This window comes from Shewanella sp. 5_MG-2023, assembly GCF_030547465.1.
GTDB lineage: Bacteria > Pseudomonadota > Gammaproteobacteria > Enterobacterales > Shewanellaceae > Shewanella.
Map to the genome: position 1 here is coordinate 1 of NZ_JAUORC010000024.1, position 20,246 is coordinate 20,246.

18 protein-coding genes are annotated in these 20,246 nt (G+C 40.2%); 10 read left to right on the forward strand and 8 right to left on the reverse strand.

Annotated features, from left to right (window positions below; translation table 11 throughout):
- Positions 1 to 138: 138 nt before the first annotated feature.
- The 4 genes from Q4557_RS14555 to Q4557_RS14570 all read right to left on the reverse strand — a co-directional run bounded on the left by Q4557_RS14555 (position 139) and on the right by Q4557_RS14570 (position 4,523).
- Positions 139 to 1,161, reverse strand: coding sequence for an AAA family ATPase (locus Q4557_RS14555; protein ID WP_303413583.1), 1,023 nt, complete (start codon positions 1,159 to 1,161; stop codon positions 139 to 141).
- Entirely contained in the window at positions 1,146 to 2,711 is a 1,566-nt protein-coding gene (locus Q4557_RS14560) for an ATP-dependent endonuclease (protein WP_303413585.1), read from the reverse strand. Before Q4557_RS14560 ends, Q4557_RS14555 begins: the two co-directional genes overlap by 16 nt.
- Positions 2,712 to 3,128: 417 nt before the next feature.
- Positions 3,129 to 3,686 (reverse strand): carboxymuconolactone decarboxylase family protein, encoded by a 558-nt coding sequence (locus tag Q4557_RS14565; RefSeq protein ID WP_055024802.1) that lies wholly within the window; start codon positions 3,684 to 3,686, stop codon positions 3,129 to 3,131.
- Between the two features lie 18 nt (positions 3,687 to 3,704).
- Positions 3,705 to 4,523 (reverse strand): peroxiredoxin family protein, encoded by an 819-nt coding sequence (locus tag Q4557_RS14570; protein ID WP_055024801.1) that lies wholly within the window; start codon positions 4,521 to 4,523, stop codon positions 3,705 to 3,707.
- 109 nt (positions 4,524 to 4,632) lie between these two features.
- Between Q4557_RS14570 and Q4557_RS14575 the strand changes: the two genes are divergently transcribed.
- From Q4557_RS14575 to Q4557_RS14600, 6 genes are all read left to right on the forward strand, one after another.
- Positions 4,633 to 5,226, forward strand: a complete 594-nt coding sequence (locus tag Q4557_RS14575) for a TetR/AcrR family transcriptional regulator (RefSeq protein ID WP_055024800.1) — start codon at positions 4,633 to 4,635, stop codon at positions 5,224 to 5,226.
- Positions 5,227 to 5,391: 165 nt separating this feature from the next.
- Positions 5,392 to 6,213 (forward strand): AraC family transcriptional regulator, encoded by an 822-nt coding sequence (locus tag Q4557_RS14580; RefSeq protein WP_198589623.1) that lies wholly within the window; start codon positions 5,392 to 5,394, stop codon positions 6,211 to 6,213.
- Positions 6,214 to 6,354: 141 nt separating this feature from the next.
- Positions 6,355 to 7,155 carry an SDR family oxidoreductase gene (locus tag Q4557_RS14585; RefSeq protein WP_055024799.1) on the forward strand — a complete coding sequence of 267 codons (801 nt, stop codon included), beginning with the start codon at positions 6,355 to 6,357 and terminating at the stop codon, positions 7,153 to 7,155.
- 45 nt (positions 7,156 to 7,200) lie between these two features.
- A complete protein-coding gene (locus Q4557_RS14590; RefSeq protein WP_055024798.1) occupies positions 7,201 to 7,512 on the forward strand; it encodes an EthD family reductase in 312 nt (103 codons plus the stop codon).
- 120 nt (positions 7,513 to 7,632) lie between these two features.
- Complete coding sequence (locus tag Q4557_RS14595; RefSeq protein WP_055024797.1) at positions 7,633 to 8,277, forward strand: DsbA family oxidoreductase; 645 nt, start codon at positions 7,633 to 7,635, stop codon at positions 8,275 to 8,277.
- Positions 8,278 to 8,342: 65 nt separating this feature from the next.
- Positions 8,343 to 8,786, forward strand: coding sequence for a YiiD C-terminal domain-containing protein (locus Q4557_RS14600; RefSeq protein WP_082419996.1), 444 nt, complete (start codon positions 8,343 to 8,345; stop codon positions 8,784 to 8,786).
- A 595-nt stretch (positions 8,787 to 9,381) separates the two neighbouring features.
- Here the strand turns inward: Q4557_RS14600 and Q4557_RS14605 are convergent.
- Positions 9,382 to 10,011, reverse strand: coding sequence for a tRNA-uridine aminocarboxypropyltransferase (locus Q4557_RS14605; protein WP_303413619.1), 630 nt, complete (start codon positions 10,009 to 10,011; stop codon positions 9,382 to 9,384).
- Positions 10,012 to 10,274: 263 nt separating this feature from the next.
- Between Q4557_RS14605 and Q4557_RS14610 the strand changes: the two genes are divergently transcribed.
- Positions 10,275 to 11,744 carry a capsule assembly Wzi family protein gene (locus Q4557_RS14610; protein WP_303413621.1) on the forward strand — a complete coding sequence of 490 codons (1,470 nt, stop codon included), beginning with the start codon at positions 10,275 to 10,277 and terminating at the stop codon, positions 11,742 to 11,744.
- 107 nt (positions 11,745 to 11,851) lie between these two features.
- Here the strand turns inward: Q4557_RS14610 and Q4557_RS14615 are convergent, their stop codons facing one another.
- Together Q4557_RS14615 and Q4557_RS14620 are read right to left on the reverse strand one after the other, a co-directional pair.
- Positions 11,852 to 13,330, reverse strand: coding sequence for a sigma-54 dependent transcriptional regulator (locus Q4557_RS14615; RefSeq protein WP_303413623.1), 1,479 nt, complete (start codon positions 13,328 to 13,330; stop codon positions 11,852 to 11,854).
- A 19-nt stretch (positions 13,331 to 13,349) separates the two neighbouring features.
- Positions 13,350 to 16,865: a PAS domain S-box protein gene (locus Q4557_RS14620; RefSeq protein WP_303413625.1), complete on the reverse strand. Its 3,516-nt coding sequence runs from the start codon at positions 16,863 to 16,865 to the stop codon at positions 13,350 to 13,352.
- A 253-nt stretch (positions 16,866 to 17,118) separates the two neighbouring features.
- Here Q4557_RS14620 and Q4557_RS14625 point away from each other — a divergent pair, with 253 nt between their 5' ends.
- Together Q4557_RS14625 and Q4557_RS14630 are read left to right on the forward strand one after the other, a co-directional pair.
- Positions 17,119 to 18,303: a SpoIIE family protein phosphatase gene (locus Q4557_RS14625; RefSeq protein ID WP_102439626.1), complete on the forward strand. Its 1,185-nt coding sequence runs from the start codon at positions 17,119 to 17,121 to the stop codon at positions 18,301 to 18,303.
- 149 nt (positions 18,304 to 18,452) lie between these two features.
- Entirely contained in the window at positions 18,453 to 18,845 is a 393-nt protein-coding gene (locus Q4557_RS14630; RefSeq protein ID WP_102439627.1) for an ATP-binding protein, read from the forward strand.
- Between the two features lie 126 nt (positions 18,846 to 18,971).
- Here Q4557_RS14630 and Q4557_RS14635 read toward each other — a convergent pair whose 3' ends face one another.
- Complete coding sequence (locus Q4557_RS14635; RefSeq protein WP_102439628.1) at positions 18,972 to 19,310, reverse strand: cytosolic protein; 339 nt, start codon at positions 19,308 to 19,310, stop codon at positions 18,972 to 18,974.
- Between the two features lie 537 nt (positions 19,311 to 19,847).
- Here Q4557_RS14635 and Q4557_RS14640 point away from each other — a divergent pair.
- Positions 19,848 to 20,243 carry an STAS domain-containing protein gene (locus Q4557_RS14640; protein WP_076542877.1) on the forward strand — a complete coding sequence of 132 codons (396 nt, stop codon included), beginning with the start codon at positions 19,848 to 19,850 and terminating at the stop codon, positions 20,241 to 20,243.
- Positions 20,244 to 20,246: the final 3 nt, after the last annotated feature.

The following is a 20,246-nucleotide window of genomic DNA, read 5'->3' on the forward strand; positions in this document are numbered from 1 at the left end:
GGATTGGAATGCCGTGATGCGGTATTTTGCACTTTCGTAGGCTAGATAGGCGCTGGCTGACATGTTTATGCCCCATTATAAGTTAACGTAAATACTCTATAGGTCGGTTTTAGCGAGAAATCGGATATAAAATCTAACTTATTTCTTGTGCCCGTCTAGTAATCGTTGTGAGACAAAATACACATTACCTTTAGCTCTTGTACAAGCTACGTATAACTTATTTAACGTCGATGGTGCCAAAGTAGCCAATCGTCCTTTTGTATAGGCTGTGAATGTGGTCGGGTTTAGAACTATGCAGATGTCAGCGAAATCATCCAAACCTTTTGTATTTCCCCAATTGTCAGTCCTTCCAACGTACTTGTAGTTTTCTTTAAAAAACAATTTAACGATGGAGTCGTCGGAGAATAACCTCTTAATATGTTCAGTATCGTCAATTAGGGCAATATTGACTCCATCTTGTCGATGGGAGCTTATTGTGATGCCAATTTGCTCAGTAACAAATTGGCAAACTGTAGGGCTACATCTATAGCTGTGGGAGAGTGTATCTAAGTCGATTGTGTATCCTGAATCTTTGAGCTTGGTAAGATATGCTTCATAGTTGTTATGTAGGTTTTTTTGAATATTACCATCTCGGCTAGTATCAAAAGTATGTTGAAAAAAGTCACCAACAAATAATACCTCCACATCCATTTTCGACAACTGACAAAGCAAATTGAAGTCATTAGCTGCGAAATCTTGAACTTCATCTACGCAGAAGAAATCAAAATACTTTTCAATACGCTCAGCGATGTCAGACACACCATCACAATCCATCATCATCTTCGCAATACGGTTATAGTAAAGTCGGGCTCCTTGACTGACGTAATGTTCGTGAGTGTTGCGTTTCGCAAATTTAGGCGGTTCACTATAGCTAACCCCCTTTATCTTAATGTCGTTACCAACGATTGGTCGCACGCAGAACGACATTAGGAATGAAAAATAGGTGTAAACACGTACACCTTTAGGCATTACTCCAAATTTGTTTAAAATACGTTTCTTTAGATTAGTAGTATTATTTACAGTGTAAGTAACAATTAGCGCACGACTATGTATGTCTAATTTATCAATTATATGTTGTGTTTTTCCAGATCCTGCAACTGCTAGTACTACTCGCTTATCCATTCAATGGCCTCTTTAATGTATTGAGGTACAGTGATTTCATTCGCCTTCTCGTCAAGTAACCTAAATGCTGTGGTCGTTTTGTTATTCAACATATACTGTAGCGGTGTTAATTGGATTCTTCCGCCTGAAAATAAGTCGTCGCATATATCTTTATTATCCTGATACATGCATATTTCAAAAGTTGTTCTTGTGTTATCTGGGTCAGCGCACACAGTTATACAATCTGCCTGATAATCACGATAATTATTTATACAGTTTTTCTGATAGTCACTGTCATTATCACGGATCACCGCCGTCTTAATATTCAACAACTTAGAAACTTCCATATATCGTTTAAAGCTAGTACCACCAACTGAGATTATATGAACTCCATCCTCGCTTGGTGGATGACCTTTAGTTCGCTCGTATAAGCACTCCATCAGAATATATTCCGCATCACCCTCAACAAGAATTACTTTTTCAGAAAGGACATGCTCTAAGATGTTATGGTTAGGGGCTTTCGCAAAAAACTTAGCGGTATCCCTCGTGAGGTCTGTCAAGGTAGCAGGTCTGGTTGCCGCACTATTCAGCAAGATCGACTTTCTTAAATCTAACCTAGAGCTAATTAGGCTACTATGGGTTGCAATTATCACCTGATTATCATGAACCTTCTCTACCTGACTAATTAGCTTATACATGCTGGTGTGGCTAAGGTGGTTCTCAGGCTCTTCTAGTAACAAGACATCGATTCTCTTGCCTTCAACACGCTCTCTCAATGCAAACGCTGTTTTTATAAAGCACTGCTTTCCTTTACCACGATTTTCAATAGGAATGCCTTCCTCTGTTAGAGTTAGGTCAGTTTCCAAATTGAACTTTGAGCCAGAGCGGATAGCAAAATCGTACCCTTCTAAATCATCATTAATTACATTTAGTTGAGTATCCCTGAAGGCATTTTTTTGCTGTCTATATTCATTCATTAGACTGTAACGGACAGGTTGCTCTACGGTGGCTTCATACATGGCTTTTATATACTGACTGTTTGCGTACTCATTGTTAATTTGAGTGCTATCAATAGACAAAAAGCGCAAAAACTTCCGATAACTGGAGTATGCGTCCCCATTGAACGTAATAAACTTGGCAACGTAAAATTCGAATGGAAAGTTATCACCTTCAGTATCCAAAACTTGCCGTATCTCCGCGCTTAACTCTTCGTTCGGCTCACAGACCAATTGAAGCCCGTCAGCATAATTTCCATCACTGTTGTTTCTACCGTTGAGGTCTGGGTTACCTGTTTCGTTTAGAAATAATTCAATATGAAGACTCGGAAGACGGTCTATATTCTTCTCACCCGCTAGAAATTCTGAAACAACACTGGCATTAAGCAAAGCTTCGATACCCAAGCTCTCTACCTTGCTTTTACTGCCACTCAATACAAGTTCAATAGCGGTCAATATAGTGCTCTTTCCTGCTTCATTATCCCCAATCAGAATATTTCTTCTGGGGTCAAATTGAACCTCATACTCCCTGAATTTCTTAAAATTTTTTATTTTTGTTTTTAAAATATACGTCATTGTAATACTCACCTGCCATGGAGGTTTTTAACTAGAATACTATACAGTACTCAAAGTTATAAGAGTGCTATTGCAATTATGAAAGAGAATGAAGCTATCCAGGAAACTAGAATGACTTATTGCACGAAGAGCTAAAAACGAATTACACCAAAATGTTTTTTTTGGCACGGAGCAGACTGTCGGCTCTGAAACGTTTTTGTCCAGGTACGTGTCAGTGAAATGCTGCTGACACGTTCATGCCCCATAACAAGCTAGAGCAGGAATGAGGCTATACTAAAGATTCGTAATTTGACTTACTTTTCTTTATGCCTAGAGTTCTGACTATGTGGCCAAATTTACTAATCCACAACACATATACTTATGAAAATACACGGCCATTAAAAGAGAGTATCAGTAGATACTCTCTTCAGATTGATCTTACCTCTCTGAAGGGTGAGTCCAGTCAAAAGCCTTTAATGGGGCATCAACTGGTGTATGAGATAATGCATTGGTGAAATTTGAAATGAGTTTGCAAGCTAAGCCTGTCAACACTTCAAGTGCATGCCGCTCAGTGTATCCTACCGTTAGAAAGTTCTGCAACTTTTCATCACCTATATGACCACGATTATCTAGTAGCTCTTTAGTAAAGACATGCAACGCTTGTAGTTTGACATCAGGTAACTCATTTCCTTCCCGTAGTGCTTCAATAATGCTTTCTGGCATATTAGCTGATTTCATGATCCACGTATGACCAGGAACGCAATAGTGACAGTTGTTTTCAAAGTTTGAGGTCATCAGAACCACTTGAGCTTCGAGTGGACTGAATAGTGTACTTTGCGTGAATAACTCATAAGTCTTCAAATAAGCTTGATAAGTTGCGGGAGCATCTGCTAGCACTTTATGTAAATTTGGAATTAAACCAAGTGATTTTTTAGATTGCTCCATCATTTGCTTTGAAGCTTCTGGTGCTGTTTCAATATTGTGGTAGTTAAACATAATAATTCTCTCGGTTTATTATTTATTAATGGTGAAAGCGTTACGTAAGGCTTGAGTTAATCGTTCTTCGCTTGCTCTTAGTCGATAGTCTTCAGACTGATCTATCCATTGGATGACACCATGTTCATCAATTAAGACCGATGTTGGGATAGACATTGATTTGTATTCAAATGAAGTAGGAAATGGCAGCCCTAATACTGTTTTTGTTTTAGACGAGTCAGCCCCTAAAGCCTTGTGGTGTTCAACGCCGTATTGTTTAACTACTTTGAGTTCTGGGTCTGACAAAAGAAGAAAATCTAAACTATCTCGTTCGATGTGCATTTTTGCTTGTTCTGCCGTATCTCCCGACAACGCAACGACCTTAACGCCATATCGATCTAGGGTCGGTTTCATATCGTTAAACATTTTTAATTCAGCACTACAGTATGGACACCAAGCACCTCGGTAAAACTTGAGTAGAACGCGTTGATTTTTTATGTCATCAGCCGAATAAATCTCGTTGTCATATGTTGTTGATTCGAATTGTGGGAACTTATCTCCAATTACAACTTTAATATCACCTAGAGGAGTATCTTTTTGACTGAATACCCAAATGAATTTACCACCAAGAAATATGGAAAAGCTGGACATTAAGACAACGAAAACAAAGCTCCAATGCATATTTATAATCCCACTGATAATTGCACCTAGCCCCAAAAGGACACCTGCCGCAAGTGCTAGCATAAGGATGATAGGATTTTTGGGAGGCTTGTTCTTTTTTACTTTTAGAAAGTAATGCAAACTTCCAATCACCGTTGAGGCAAATCCAAGTAGTGATAGTGCTATAGCTGAAAACATCGTTTGTTCCTCATTGTTTTGTTTAATTGTACCAGTTAGTACATTTGCAATTAATGTACTAACTAGTACAATAGGTGTCAATAAGAATTTTATGTAGTTGTATAGATAAATGGCAAAGAAAAGACAGTTTGACGAGATAGAAGTGCTTGGAGTTATGGCCAAATATTTTTGGCAGCATGGTTATGCGTCGACTAAGGTGGATCAATTATCGACCGTTACAGGATTAACTAAAACCAGTATTTACAACGCGTTTGGCAACAAAGAAACCGTGTTTAAATGTATAGTAGATTTCTATGTTGAGCATCACATGTCTGTGGTACTCAGGAAACTCGACTCAGATAAATTAATATCAGAGAATCTTCAATATTTATTTGATAGTGAGTTCTTAAATCCAGAGAATGATCTACTCACTTACGGCTGCTTAATTACAAACAGTATTGTTGAATTAAAATCAAACGAACCAGCCCTCTATGAGTATGTTATTAAGAAGTTTGAACAAGGTCGTATTGCAACACTGGCATTTTTTACTCAATATGAGAAAACAGAACGACTTATTGATGGTATAGATGCGGAGCATTTGACCGACTATTTCCTTACGTTTCGTCAAGGACTCAAAGTTCAATCAAGAGGGCAAAGACCACATGAATCTCTCGCTCGATCTATACACGTATTCATGCTTGTATTGAGTACATTTGAAAAATAGATTATGCGTAGGCTATTCTCGAGCTTTAGTTTTGTTGTCGAGTTTTAGATGTCTAATGATTATGAATGCAGCACCGTAGCAACACGATTCTAGTTGAGCCAATTAGTTAATCGAGCAGGTAGACTGCTTTATCCTTATCGCAATACTATTGAATGGTGCCTTTAAATGAAAACAATAAAATATAATGGACGTATTGTTTTTCAAAAACAAGATATACCCAGTTTCAAACGTATGCCGCGCGTATTTGTAGACAGTGAAGCGTGTTTTGCGTTTGTCACAAATGGCGATTTTAACGTCAGGGAACAGACAGAATCTGCTTCATTGAACAAAAACTGCGGAATACTGGCAAAATGCACTAACTACTTTTATGAAAACACTAGCTATCATAATGATGAAGGTGCAGGTGAAGCGATTGGTATCCTTCTCTATCCTGAAATATTTCAGTCACTGTTTAACTTTGATATTAGCCAGTCAAAATACAGGGTCGATTATAATATTTTGCAGGTTGAAGTGGACAAATTGCTAGAGCACTATCGTGATAGCATCAGTATATTGCTGGATTCTCCAGAGTTGGCGGATGATTTGCTTATCGAGAGCAAACTACGTGAATTTGTCATTCTTATGGCGAAAAGAACCGGCGCACCTTCTGAACTCGATTTTCTTGCTTCTATGTTTAAACCTAACTTTGCCAAATTTGAAGATATTATCCAAAGTAATCTGTATGCGGATCTGAGTGTGGATGAGTTGGCAGCACTGTGTCATATGAGTGTTTCTACTTTTAAACGTAAGTTTAAAGAGGTGTATTCAGAACCCCCAATAAAATACATTAGCAAATTAAAAATCAACAAAGCTAAAGTGTTACTGAAAGATAATAGCTTACGTATCTCCGACATCGTTTTTGAAACGGGTTTCGAGTCGGTTTCCACGTTTAACCGTGCCTTTAAAGGACAAACAGGCCTATCCCCTTCTCAATTTCGTTTAACTTGACACCACCGCATTTTAACCTTTCTATTCAGGTTGGCTCGTTTGAACTAATGTGAGCAATTTTTGAACTTTTATGGAGAGCTCTGTACCTCCAAATTCCATATAGTTACCCCATCAACTAAACACAGAGAAAGGTAACGAATTATGGGTATCAGCTTTAAAGAAAAATATGGTGATTGGGCACTTATCACAGGGGCAACATCAGGCATTGGCGCAGAAATGGCAAGCCAGATTGCGGCAAAAGGATTGAACGTTGTTTTGGTCGCTCGTCGAGAAAAAGAGCTTGAAGAGCAAGCTACGTTGCTTACGGAACGCTACGGAATTAAAGCAATGACAGTTTCTGCTGACTTAAGTACGTCAGAAGGCGTCGAAAAAGTTAAGCAAATTGACAAAAGTATTGGGCTACTTGTACTAGCCGCTGGTATTGAAGTTAATGGTTCGTTTGCTAAATCATCTCTAGAGCAAGAGTTGAAGATGATACAGCTTAACGTTACCTCTGTATTGCAACTGACTCACCACTTTACACCAGCGATGATCGAAAGAAAAAGAGGCGGTATTTTAATGGTATCAAGTCTTTCTGGTCATATGGTTTCCCCATATTTTTCAAATTATGCAGGTACCAAAGCCTATGTTCTTCAGCTAGGTGCATCTCTTCATGGCGAACTTAAACCCAAAGGTATTGATGTAACGGTTCTTTCTCCTGGGTTAACAACTACACCGATGACTGCTGATAATGGTGTTGACTGGTCAAAACTACCTATGGTTGCAAAAGATCCTGCGGAAGTAGCAGAAATAGCTATCAATGGTTTGGGTAGAAAAGCAGTTGTGGTTCCAGGTAAACGTAATCGAATGACCGCTATTCTTTCTGGGATCATCTCCCACCAAAAGCAGGCAATAATGGGTGAATCAATGATTGGAAAAGCAATGCCCAAGAACAAAATGTAACCCCCAACAGTTTAAAACTTTAGTGAAAGAAAAAGGGAAAAAGCAATGATTAAAGTATACGTAATATACCCAAATAACGATGATGTGATTTTTGATTTTGATTACTACTGCAACAAACATGTTCCTATGATAGGAGAGCTTCTGGGAGACGCACTAAAAGGGGCGACAGTAGATGCAGGGCTAACAAGTGTTGTTCCTGGTGAAGCAGCGGCATATGTGGCGATTAGTACAATTTCATTTGAATCTATAGAGTCATTTCAAACGGCATTTGGCCCAAATGCAGAGAAGATAAAAGCTGATGTACCGAACTTCACTAATACCGTTCCAACAATTCAGCTTTGTGAGCAAAAAATATAGAACCGCAACTCTCTACGGTGAAAATGAGCAGGATACCGAATAATAAACAATTTGGATTCAGCTTAGTGTTATTTAATGAAATAAAATTGAAGCTAAACGCTTGATAAAAAAGAGTTAAATATGAATAAGAAAATCAAATTGGATATAGTGTCAGATGTGATTTGTCCTTGGTGTATTATCGGTTATAAGCGTTTAAATACCGCGATAAAAGAGCTTGGGATAGAAGATCGCATTGAGATTGAGTGGCAACCTTTTCAGTTAAATCCAGATATGCCGCTTGAAGGTGAAGACCTACGTGCCCACCTTAAAAGGAAGTACGGTACTACATTAGAAGATAGCATTCGTTTCAGAAAAGAGATGACAGAGCTTGGAGAAGACGTTGGGTTTAAATTCGACTACTTTGACGGGCTAAAAGCTGTAAATACCCTTGATGCTCATATTCTTCTGGAGCATGCAAAAAGTGTAGGCAAGCAAACCGAGCTTAAAAACCGGTTATTTGCTTCGTTTTATAGCGAGCAAAAAGATATATCCAGCAAGAGTACCCTCGAGCAAGAGTTGCAAAGTCTTGGTATTAATGTTGACGAAGCAATGCAATGCCTAGATGACGATAATATGCGAAGTCATGTCCAGTCGCTGGAACAGAAATGGAAACAAGCGGGTATATCAGGTGTTCCAACAGTTGTATTCAATCGCGAGAGCGCTATTTCTGGAGCCCAATCAGTGGATACGTATAAGCAAGTATTAACTGAATTAGCTAAAATGTAATTCCTGCATCCCTCTAAAACGGACTTTTGCAATATTTTGGCGGTCTAAAAAAGGCAACGGTCTATATGAAACATAGAGAGCTTGAAGTCTACCTTCATCATCATATACCAGTATCAAAGTCTCTCGGTATCGGTGTGAATACTTGTAGCAGCAAAAATATCGAGATTACTGCACCATTGAGAATGAATACAAACCACATGAATACGGTGTTTGGCGGCAGCTTGTCTGTTGTTGGTATTTTGGCAGGTTGGTCTTTAGTTTATGCCCAGCTGGAGGGTAAAAAACATCAAATTGTTATTCAAAAAAATAGCATTCGATACTTGAAACCCGCCAGCAAAGATGTAACAGCAGTATGTAAATATGACAACCTTACGGCGTGGTCTCGGTTTCATCGTGCGTTTCAACGCAAGGGAAAAGGTCGTGTTCAAATAGCCTGCAATCTATTTTGTGCGGATGAGTTGGTTGCTACTTTTGAGGGAGTATACGTCGTTTTTAATAAAGAGTTATAAGGTCAAAATGCAATGAAGGCTACAAAGTACTTGAATAAATTGAGCTTAGACATGGTTGACTTGGTTTGTTATCAAAAAGAAGTATAAGATAAAAAACTTAGCACAAGGTAAAGCTTCGTGATCTTGCCCTGTACTCTTCGGCTACCGTTCACCGCTCGTTTTGTAGATAAAGAGGGTGAAACTAATTATAGATCTTTGATAATTTCGGATACTTTTTCTAATCAATATTAGTCGACGTAGACAGAGTACTCTAAATGATTTCTGTCCAGAAACGTGTTTCAGCGGGTGGTCAAGAAAAATCATAAATGCCTAGCGAGTAGTGAGCTGTGCGAGCGTAAGGAGTGGCTTTATTATTTTACTTTACCATCATGTCCCTTAAATACCCTTTTGGCAGGGTGATGGTTTTCACGCAGTGATGCCATCGCCTTGCTAAGCCTTCAGGGATAAAAAGCGTACACACCAATATACATAGTGTGTACGCTTTAAATGTCACAAGAAGCATTGCCAGTAAAGGCTTGCCACTCACTCACGCGCAAATGAACATGGTTTTTACTGTATACTCACTATGTCTCACCCTTTTATTATATTGTTGAGTTTACGGCTTGAGATTCAACTGCTGCAATAACAGCGACATAATGTCAGCGGCCATCTCGCTTTGACCAATCTGATTGAGTATTTCAATAGCACACTCTGCAGTGCATAACCCCCCTTCTACTTGATTGCGCCTTAATTGATATAAAGATGCATGTTTCGGCGTTAAGCTGACATTTTCAAGCGCCTGTAAATAAGGGCTGCGGTTATACATTTTGCGCGCTTCTTGCCAGGTGGCATCGATGATCACTAGCGCATCAAACTGAGCTAAAGCTGACGGTTTAGAAGTAGTAGATGAAGGGATAACTGCAGCCTTAGACGACTTTTCTGAAAAAGCCTCATCATCAACCTTTAACGGGTTTGTCTCCTCTTCAGATGGGAACACTAAAGCCACTTTTCCTGAGGCGATCATTTGCAATAACTCATCACTTGGGGATTTACGTTGCCAAGTGATCACCGGCGCAGCATCAGCCAAGACTTGCGTAACCCACTGGCCAGTATTGGTTGCTCTGGTTAGCTCTCGCTCATGGGTTAATAACACTATTTTCATATATAAAGTTTCACAGTTTTCAAAATATCGAATATCTGCCAAACAGTTCTGGCAGCTTAATTTTACTAGCTTACAGGATTGCATATTGCAGGCCTACTGCTCTGCAGCCATTCGCTGCTTGCGCTAATCATTGACTAATTATCAATTAATACAAAAAATTAATCCTCAGGCTGCATCAATAATTTTTGTAACTAACTGGCTACCTTTGTGCCGCGAGGATTGAGTGTTTTGTAACATTCAGTAAAAATTGCTTTTCTCAATACGTTAATTACACAATTGGCTGTTATCATAGCGCTAACAACTAATTTTTATCATTTGGTGAGTCATTTCACCCCAAAGAGCATTCAATGAAGTTAAAAATACTAGCAGGGATAGCACTATTTACTAGCTTTTCTACCCAAGCCGCTTGGTGGGTGGAACCTACAGACTTGCCGCTTAGAGCAGATATACAATTACTTTCTGATACTGGCGTTATTATTCAGCCTGTGACTACCTTTCCATTAATGTGGTCTGGGATAAAAAAAGATTTAGATAATGCTGCTGACAGCCCAATGTCGGTGCATCAAAAAGATGCTTATCATCGTGTGATGCGCGCTTACAATAAAGATCATCAAGCTGTGACTTTAGGTGCCAGCTTAAGTGGCGCCAATGAAAAAGCTCGCTTTATTGGTTACGGTAATGACTATCGCGACAAAGCTGAAGTTGAATTTACAGCAGAAGTCACCCAAGACTGGTTTAGTGGCCGCTTAGCAGCGAGTTACCATTACGACTCAGCAGATGGCAATGAAACTCGCCTAGATAATAGCTTTGCAGCAGTCAAACTGGGTAACTGGATTGTCACTGGCGGCGCAGTGCAAAAATATTGGGGGCCAAGTTGGGACTCAGGTTTAATCCAAACCACCAATGCCAGACCTATGCCAGGCATTACCTTTTCTCGTAATGACAGTAATGCCTTTGAAACCCCTTGGTTAAACTGGGTTGGTCCGTGGACCTTTACCACCAGCTTTAGCCAAATGGAAAGTGATCGCTATGTGCCTGACACCCAGCATTGGGGCGCTCGTGGTACCCTAAGACCCATTTCAAAATTAGAAATTGGCTTTTCTTGGACCATGCAATGGGGCGGTGAAGGCTACGGCAACAGCTTGTCTGATTGGTGGGATGGCTTATTTAATGGCGGGATGTCTGAAAGTGAGCTTGAAAACGGTCAAGAAAACATGCTCGCAGGTTACGATTTTAGATGGTCTGATACCGCTTGGGGCGTACCTTATGGTATTTACTACGAGCGCATCCACGAAGACTATCACAATGAGAAACATAAGCTGATTAACGCCTCAAACATGGGTGGGGTAGATGTTTTTATTGCCTCACTTAACACCCGTTTTTTTGCTGAATACTCAGATACTGCAGCTGCCTGTGGCGAAGACTCTAACGTCTACAACTGCATGTATGAACACGGCTTTTATAAAAGTGGTTATCGTTACTATGGCCGCAGCTTAGGCAGCACCTATGATAATGATTCTCGCGTTGTGGTGTTAGGTGGTATTACTCAACTACAACATGGCCAAAGCTTATCGACTAAGTTTCGTTATGCCAAACTTAACTTTGATGGGGTAGACACTGGTAACCCAACTGGTGGAAATCCGGTATCCCCTGGCCGTTATGAGCGTTTGTTGCAGCTTGATGCCAGTTACCACCGACCATTTTATGAAGGTAAGTTAAAACTTGGCGGCACTGTTGGCTACAGTGAGTATCCTGAAGTTGATACCAGCAGCGATTGGGAAACCACCGTTTACGCTGGCTGGGAACGTGATTTTTAATTGCTAACCACAATAGCAAATTAACACACTGAAATATAATAAAGCCCATCATTTGATGGGCTTTTCTGTATTTCCTATGTAACTAAAGCTAAAACAGACTCTTTAAACTACAAACCTTTATCTTCCCATTGCTGCTTTTTACGATAGATAGTCGAAGGGCTTACATCTAATAAACCCGCGGCTTTTGGAATATTACCGTCACATTGCTCAATAGCGGTTTCAATGGTCATTTTTTCGATTAACCACAATGGCTGTATATCATCATCAACGACCTGAGTTTGTTGATTAGGAGCTGTTTCTGTTGTTTTTTGTAGGGCCTGTTGAGCCGCATTTTCAAAGCCTGACTCGCTTGCATAATGCGCCTTTGCCTCTACTGGTGCGGCTGAGGTGTTTAAATCTGTCATCGACAATGACACTGCGGTGCTCATTTGCGCAGGTAACATGGCCAAAGACACTTCTTCGGCTGTGTTAAGCACTACAATTTGCCTGATCACATTCTGCAGTTGACGCACGTTACCTGGCCATGGGTAATTGACAAAGCAACGTTCAACTTCGGTAGAGAAACGTTTAAAAGATTTGCCCTCTTCTTTGCTGTATTGCTTCAACAGCTTTTTAGCAATAGACATCACGTCTTTGCCCCTTTGTCTTAAAGGCGGCAGTTCTATAGGGATAACATGTAAGCGATAATATAAATCTTCCCGAAAGCGTCCTTCTTGCACTTCTTTCCATGGGTCTCGGTTGGTGGCACTAATAAAACGCACATCAACTTTTTCTTCTTTAGTGCCGCCTACACGCTGAAATACCCCAGTTTGAATAAAGCGTAGCAATTTACTTTGCAACTCTAAATCCATTTCACACAGTTCATCAAGAAACAAAGTGCCACCATCAGCACGAGTTGCTGCGCCATCACGATTACTCACAGCGCCAGTAAACGCACCTTTGGTGTGACCAAAAATTTCGCTTTCAATTAAATCTTTCGGAATTGAGGCGCAGTTTAAAGCAATAAAAGCTTCTTGTGCTCGTGTTCCTGCTTGATGGATCGCTTGGGCGCAAACCTCTTTACCTGTGCCACTTTCGCCCATCACAAACACTGACGCTTTACTGTTGGCCACGCAATCAATGGTGTTATATACGGTTTGCATGGCTAAGGAGTCACCAATAAAGCCATGAAAATTGGTTTTTGGGAGGCTATTTTCATAATTGGTCACAAGTGCCAATAAGTCTTTTTGCTTCAGAGCATTACGCACAGTAATCGCCAACCTTTTACTATCAAAAGGCTTAACTAGAAAATCAAACGCACCGGCGCGCATGGCATCTACGGCTAAATCGATGGTGCCATAAGCAGTGATCATAATGACGGTGATCTGCGGGTAGTCTTGCTGCACTTTGGTCAAAATATCCATTCCCGACATATCCGGCAATTTAATATCTAACACTAATAAGTCTGGTTGTTTACGGGCAAGTTCTTTTAATGCATCTTCACCAAAATTAACCAAGGTGACTTCGGCGCCTTCGGCACAAAGGTATTCGCTGTACAATGCGCCTAATGACATACTATCTTCTACAAGAACGGCACTAAATCCCATGGGTAACTTCCTTATTTAATTATTTATGACCGATATCAAATCGTTGCTCAATTAACGTCAAGCTTTGCTCAGCAACCACAAATATCTGCTCAAATAATGCGGCTAAAGGTTCATCTTCGGTTCTGGCTGCGGCCTCAAGTAAAATGGCTACTTCAGATAACTTTTGCGCCCCAAAACTGCCTGCACTACTTTTAATGGTATGAACTTGATCTTCAATCTCTGCTCGGCTTCCATTGGCAGTGATGGTTTTTAAAATATCGATACGCATCTTAGTTTCATTATGAAATACCTTCATCATTTTAACTAAGCTTGCTTCACCTACCGCTTTTAGTAACTCATCAAACACCTGCTGATCCAACAACACATCATCAGCTATTGTTTCATTTATGGTTTCAGTTATAGTTTCATGTGTGGTTTCAGCTATTAAGCCATTTGAGGTGTCAGCTAATAGGATTTCATTTACCTCAGCTGTTGGCTTAATGTGAGTTTCTTTCTCTGCTGCAATATCACTAACCTCGTCACTAACCTCATGAGTTATTTCCATCGCGTCATTAGCATTGCCCTTCACCTGAGTTAACCAGTAATTTATCCCAGAGATCAAATCCTGCTTTTTAACCGGCTTACCAATAAACCCAAGCATGCCGGCGTCTTTACATGCTGCAACCTCTTCACTGAATACGTTGGCTGACATGGCCAAGATAATTTGATCAGGCTTACTGGCTAAAATTTTACGGCACGCTTCAAGGCCATCCATTTCAGGCATACGAATATCCATCAAAATTAAATCAAACTCTTGCTTTAACCCTATCTCTACCGCTTCTACACCGTTATTAGCATAGGTCATGACTGCGCCGCTATTGGTCAATATCGTACCTGCGACCATTTGGTTTACTGGGCTATCTTCTGCGAGTAATAATTTACAGCCATCAGGCAGGGTTAATTTACTTTCAATGATCTGCTTATCACTCTTTTCTACATTACTGGCATTACTGATTAAGCTTAGTAATATCTCTCGGCTTAATGGCTTGCTGACAGACTCGACTATGCCTAAGTCAGTACTGCGCGCCTGCACTTGTGTATTCACCCCAGATAACAAAGCCGTGATATAGCCTGTCTTAGTCAAATAGCGATTTGATAAGCCCTCTACGCTTTGATGTTCACAGTCTAAAATACAGCTTTCATCGAGCATGATGACATCAAATTGGCCGTTGTTGCTTGATTGACTATCAAGCTCGCTGAGCTGATGCGCAAAGCATGTCTCGACGCCATATTGGCGGTATTGCTTTTCAATTAACTCACAAAGGGTCATATCGGGGTGAATCACTAACACCCGAGGCGCTGTTGATAAAGCAATATCAACAGTTGTTATTTCAGCAGGTTCATCAAGTACCACAGTTAATGTAAACTCACTTCCTTGGCCTAGTTGGCTTTGAACGCTGAGGTTGCCCCCCATCATTTTAGCCAGTTCAGAACATATGGCTAAGCCTAAGCCTGTACCTGCATAACTGGTGGTATGCGTGTCATGAACCTGAGAAAACTCTCTAAATAACTTCTGTTGTGATATTTCACTGATCCCAATGCCTTGATCTTTTACCTTACAGCTCAGTTGCACCTTGCCGTTATCGCGGTTGATAATCTCAATCTCAACAGCAATACACCCATCGGTTGAAAACTTAATCGCATTATCCACCAGATTTTGCAGCACTTGCCTAATACGCTGCGCATCTCCGATTAAAATTTGCGGTACATCTCGGTCAATAACACTGCCAAGATGCACTCCTTTATCATGGGCTTTATGGGACAAAATCTGTAACACTTGCGCGACTAACTTATCAGGTTGAAACTCTTTCGCTTCCAGTTGCATTTGCCCAGCTTCAATCTTCGAGAAGTCCAAAATATCATTAATGGTACTTAACAAGACTGAGCCCGCTTCTTTAGCCGCGCGAGCATACATGCGCTGGCCCTTTTCAAGTTGAGAGTCTAAAAGCAAATCAACACTGCCAAGTACGGCATTCAGTGGTGAGCGAATTTCATGGCTCATAGTGGCTAAAAATCGTGACTTAGCTTCACTGCCCGCCTCTGCTTGCTCTTTGGCTAATCTTAATTCTTCTTCTCTGGATTTTTGCTCTGAAATATTGCGTAAAAAAGCGGTGAAGAACATTTCATCACCTAATTGAATGGGGATCACCCGCAATTCAACCGGAAACTCCTCGCCAGCTTTATTATGGGCAGGAACTTCGATGCGATTATTCAGCACAGGCCCTTCACCAGTGCGGCGGTGATGCTCCATGCCATTTTTATGGGCACTATGGAAACCTGCGGGAATAATTAAATCTTCCAGCCTTTCACCTAATGCCTCTTCGCGCTCATAGCCAAACAGTTTGACCGCCGCAGCATTAAACTCAACCACTCTGCCGCTAATATCAATAGAGATTAACGCATCATGGGTGGCTTCAATGGTTGCCACCAAAATAGATTGAGTTCTGGCAGCGGTTTGTTGCTCTTTTTTAAGTTCGGTTAAATCTTTGATAAAGCCTAAAAATAGAATCTCACCATCAATTTGCATTTTTGAAATGGTTAGCTCGATAGGAAATAAGCTGCCATCTTTATGCTGCGCTTTTAACTCACGACTGTTACCAATAATTTTTGCATCACCCGTTGTAAGATAATGCTTGATATAGCCATCATGCATAAAGCGATCTGCCATCGGCATTAAAATAGACACATTTTCATCAATAAGCTGTGCTTTTTCATAGCCAAATAACTTACTGACGGCATTATTCACTTCATTAATCACGCCGTTAACATCAATAATGACAAAGCCATCAGCCGCTGAATCTAATATGGTATTTAAGCGAACATTGGCACCTTGTAAATCACTGCGTTTTTCATCCAAGTTTTTAAGCATGGCATTAAAGGCGTTAGTCGTATCGGTGATATCTTGGGTGCCGGGCTCAACCACTTGCACCCCTGATTCCCCTTCAAGCACCCGCTTTGAGGCATGCTGAATATTAAAAATATGTCTGATGAGCTTAAGGCCCTGATACCAAGATAAAAATGAAATCAAAATGATCACTAAAATCATTAATGCGCTATATTTCAACGCCACTGCTTCAACGCTATTATCAAATTCATCGGTATTAACAAGTACGCTTATTTGAATGCCAGTGCCATTATTAGATACTGCCACCACCTCAACAGTATGCTCTTTTGGGGTCACAGCTTTCATGATCTCAAACATGCCTTGGCCATTACGCTGAGCCGAATACAATAGCTTATCTGCTTTGGATACTTCGATTGAATCAATATGGCTAATGTGGTGGGCTTCTAAAGATTGTTTAAGCAGTAAGATGGACTCGCGGGCCTTATCAGGGTTAATACTATTAGCCACCAGCTGCGCTGCAAGTTGAGCTTGCTGCCTTGCTTCTTGCTGATTGGTCTCTTTGATAACAGCTAAACTATTAACAATTAGCATCAGTAATAGTACGACTTGCATTAATCCAATGGCAATTATCGCTTTTAATCTAAATGACAAATTCCTTCTCCTGATGCATTTTGCAAACAGCGCTGTTTAACCCTGTCAAAAATCTATTCCAAAGCAAATGTTTACTACATTATTACTCACTATGAATTACCTGTTCGCATTTTGCAAAAAATTATTCCCAATCTGAAAATGCAAATAGTAAATCTTACTAGAAAGCTGCTTAACCACCTGATTTTATTATTTAAAAATTATGGAACAGCTTTTGCTTTAATAAGTTATTAAACAAACTTAATAGAGAATCGCCATGCAAAATGCTAATGCGTCAACGTCGACTATCTCCATCCTGTTAGTGGAAGACACATTCAGTGAACGCTATTACATTGCCAGTTTAATTCAAAGTTTTCAGCCGGAAAATGTACAGTTTGAGATGGTGCAATGTGAAGATGGCTTAACGGCACTGGAGAAGTGCCGTACCCAGCAGTTTGACTTAATTGTCAGCGACTGGCGCATGCCTAGGATGAACGGTGTTGAGCTGTGTAAAAGACTAAAGACCAAAACAGATCCCGGTTACTTCTTGCTTTTAACCGGTAACGATCAAACTCAAGACATGATTTATGCTATGGACTCAGGTGCTGATGATTACATTACCAAACCTTTTTTGGCCTCAGTATTAAAAGTCAAAATTCAAGCTGCAGTAAGGCTCATTCAAGCAAAAAAGTCGGTACTTGAAAGTAAGCAACAGCTGCAAAGTTTACTTTCTCAAAAACAGTCTGAACTGACCCAAGCTGCGATTTTGCAGCAATCCTTACTGCCAAAAAATAATTTAGCCTTCAATAATTGGACTATCCGACATTATTTTGAACCCGCAGAGGAACTTGCAGGCGATATTTTGCAATGCTTTGAAATTGATGAACAGTGGATAGGCTTCTATGTTATCGATGTATCGGGTCACGGTGCCAGTGCTGCTATGCTCAGTTTTACCCTCGCCCAAGGCTTATCACCCCAAAGGATGAACTGGCAGCAATCGCCAGAAAAGGTCATGAATGCCTTAAACAATCTCTTTGATGATCCTGGTAATTTGGGCCAGTTTGCCACTGTAATGATAGGTAAAATCAATATAAACACCCATGAATTACAACTGTGTAATGCAGGTCACCCATTACCATTAATCATTTCTAAACTCGATGTGCAAAGCATCGATGTGCCCACAGGTATGCCAATTGGTATTGATAAACACTGCCAATACCAAAGTGGTCAATACCAACTTTACCCGGGTGAGCAACTACTGCTGTTTTCAGATGGCGTGTATGAAGTTAATCATCCAAAGTTTGGCATGTTTGGCTTAGAGCGCTTAAAACAGCGCTGCTTATCAGCTAAAGCCATGCCAGCGGCGAATTTATTGAGTCACTTAAGTTACTTACTCAACCTTTGGCAGCAGTCGCAACCCCAAGATGATATGTCACTGCTACTATTTACCGCACCCGATTAAAAAGTTATAGCAATCATTGTGATGATAACTGTATGCCAATTATTGCTGATTATAGAGTTAGATTTAGATTTAGAACGAAGATAAGCACTTAAATTAACAGCTTATATTTTTGAATTAACCCACAGTGACCCACAGCTTAAGGAGTTAATATGAATAACACTCAATTGAACATAAGCATCAATTCAATGACAGCAGATCAAGTTTATGACGAACTAGAACAGTTTTTGATCAGCAATAAGGTTGAGCCATTACAACGCTTCAAACTCATCAGTTGTGCACTCGAAGCCACCAATAATGTGCAACAGCACAGCGCTGATGACGCTGAAGATATTAAGCTGTTATTACAGAAAAACGATAACAAGTTGATTATTGATATATTAGATAACTCAAACTTTACCCCACTAGCCCCCCCTAGCACTTGTCCTAACAAACACAAAGCCAACGGCCGCGGCTTATGGATAATGCATCAATGGATGGATCAGGTGCAGCAACAGGCAACGGTATTAGGCACTCACTTGAGATTAAGTATAAACTTGGGCTAATGCTTTGGGCGGAATGTAAACCAATAGCGACACAACTTTTATAAGCATTAGCGATAACAACATAGTTAATCCAGCTTTGCATGACTAAGGATGCCAATTCGCCGATTTCAACTTACTGAATAATGTTCAGTCCATTCGGGTAATAAAGGTTTGCTCGTCATCCACAAAAGCCACAAAGCCGCCGTGATAGATAAATACCCGACCACGCCCCTCAACTATGCAGGCAAGTTGTGGGTTCAAATCTTCTTCGTTATCCTGACGTTGAAAAGTGCCAGTATCTGTGATTACGCCGCTGAGTGCAGGCAAATATCCATAAGTGCGCTTGGCTTGATCAATCAGGTTCAATTCGCTGGCGGTTGAGAAGCAAAAGGGGATCGCACCAGCTTCTTCAATAAATAAAGTTTTAAGTTCTTCAAAAGCTGTAATCACCAGCCAGTCGATGCCGTTAACATGATGGATAAACATAGATTTTCTCGGTTATTCTAATGCGGATATTTTATCACTACTAGGAAAGAACCTAGTAGATATTTAGTTGCTAAAGTTATGTCCAGACATTCATAAACCAACTTGAAATACGTCTTTGCCCAAATACAAGTTAGCAAACACTCTATATCAAACAATCTATATCAAACCAAAGCCGTTTTATCGAAAATTCATATTATCTGTACTTAGGCTGACCCTTCCCTGCAATATAAACTAAATCAATACTGCGAATTGCAAATACTAGGTCGTGAAGTTGTAATCAGTGCTTTTGCATTCTGCAACGACATAGTTTTAAACCGCAATTAAAGCTTAGCAATAAGCAACACACAGCCAGACGACAGCAAAACAAAACCTCAAACCACTGATTAATAACAACTAAATAATTGGCACGCATCCTGCTAACTATAGATTAAGCAGAGGATAAATGATTAATCCACCCATTCAATTTTAGACGTCATTTATCTCATCACGATTTAGTTAATCAAAGTTAGCGCATCAATAGATGTTTAGGAGCAGGTTATGAAATTTGAAATCAAAGTAGCCCAACATGCAAGTGTAGTAACATTACCTATCAGAATGTTTATGGCTCATACCCCAACTTACCGAGCGGCACTGGTTGATTATATTGATAGAGGCCATACCCGCTTAGTTATCGACATGCAGCATTTAGAGTACATCGATTCAAGTGGCTTATCTGTGCTTATCTCCGCCCGTAATCAAGCGCTTAATTATCAAGGCAACATCGTATTACTGTCACCTAGTCCTGCGGTACGTTCATTAATTGAATTAACGCGCCTACACCATATTTTTGAGATTTTTGAAACTGAGGCGTTAGCGTTAGATTTTTTGCGTCATAGCAGCATTGTTGAACCCTCTGACTTTGATGAACAAATCATCTCAGAGTTAGCAAGCTAAGCA

What these genes read in the sequence shown, in the direction of transcription:
- Q4557_RS14555 (WP_303413583.1), bottom strand. Translation starts at nt 1,161, where the DNA reads ATGGATAAGCGAGTAGTACTAGCAGTTGCAGGATCTGGAAAAACACAA.
- Q4557_RS14560 (WP_303413585.1), bottom strand. Translation starts at nt 2,711, where the DNA reads ATGACGTATATTTTAAAAACAAAAATAAAAAATTTTAAGAAATTCAGG.
- Q4557_RS14565 (WP_055024802.1), bottom strand. Translation starts at nt 3,686, where the DNA reads ATGTTTAACTACCACAATATTGAAACAGCACCAGAAGCTTCAAAGCAA.
- Q4557_RS14570 (WP_055024801.1), bottom strand. Translation starts at nt 4,523, where the DNA reads ATGTTTTCAGCTATAGCACTATCACTACTTGGATTTGCCTCAACGGTG.
- Q4557_RS14575 (WP_055024800.1), top strand. Translation starts at nt 4,633, where the DNA reads ATGGCAAAGAAAAGACAGTTTGACGAGATAGAAGTGCTTGGAGTTATG.
- Q4557_RS14580 (WP_198589623.1), top strand. Translation starts at nt 5,392, where the DNA reads ATGAAAACAATAAAATATAATGGACGTATTGTTTTTCAAAAACAAGAT.
- Q4557_RS14585 (WP_055024799.1), top strand. Translation starts at nt 6,355, where the DNA reads ATGGGTATCAGCTTTAAAGAAAAATATGGTGATTGGGCACTTATCACA.
- Q4557_RS14590 (WP_055024798.1), top strand. Translation starts at nt 7,201, where the DNA reads ATGATTAAAGTATACGTAATATACCCAAATAACGATGATGTGATTTTT.
- Q4557_RS14595 (WP_055024797.1), top strand. Translation starts at nt 7,633, where the DNA reads ATGAATAAGAAAATCAAATTGGATATAGTGTCAGATGTGATTTGTCCT.
- Q4557_RS14600 (WP_082419996.1), top strand. Translation starts at nt 8,343, where the DNA reads ATGAAACATAGAGAGCTTGAAGTCTACCTTCATCATCATATACCAGTA.
- Q4557_RS14605 (WP_303413619.1), bottom strand. Translation starts at nt 10,011, where the DNA reads ATGCAATCCTGTAAGCTAGTAAAATTAAGCTGCCAGAACTGTTTGGCA.
- Q4557_RS14610 (WP_303413621.1), top strand. Translation starts at nt 10,275, where the DNA reads ATGAAGTTAAAAATACTAGCAGGGATAGCACTATTTACTAGCTTTTCT.
- Q4557_RS14615 (WP_303413623.1), bottom strand. Translation starts at nt 13,330, where the DNA reads ATGGGATTTAGTGCCGTTCTTGTAGAAGATAGTATGTCATTAGGCGCA.
- Q4557_RS14625 (WP_102439626.1), top strand. Translation starts at nt 17,119, where the DNA reads ATGCAAAATGCTAATGCGTCAACGTCGACTATCTCCATCCTGTTAGTG.
- Q4557_RS14630 (WP_102439627.1), top strand. Translation starts at nt 18,453, where the DNA reads ATGAATAACACTCAATTGAACATAAGCATCAATTCAATGACAGCAGAT.
- Q4557_RS14635 (WP_102439628.1), bottom strand. Translation starts at nt 19,310, where the DNA reads ATGTTTATCCATCATGTTAACGGCATCGACTGGCTGGTGATTACAGCT.
- Q4557_RS14640 (WP_076542877.1), top strand. Translation starts at nt 19,848, where the DNA reads ATGAAATTTGAAATCAAAGTAGCCCAACATGCAAGTGTAGTAACATTA.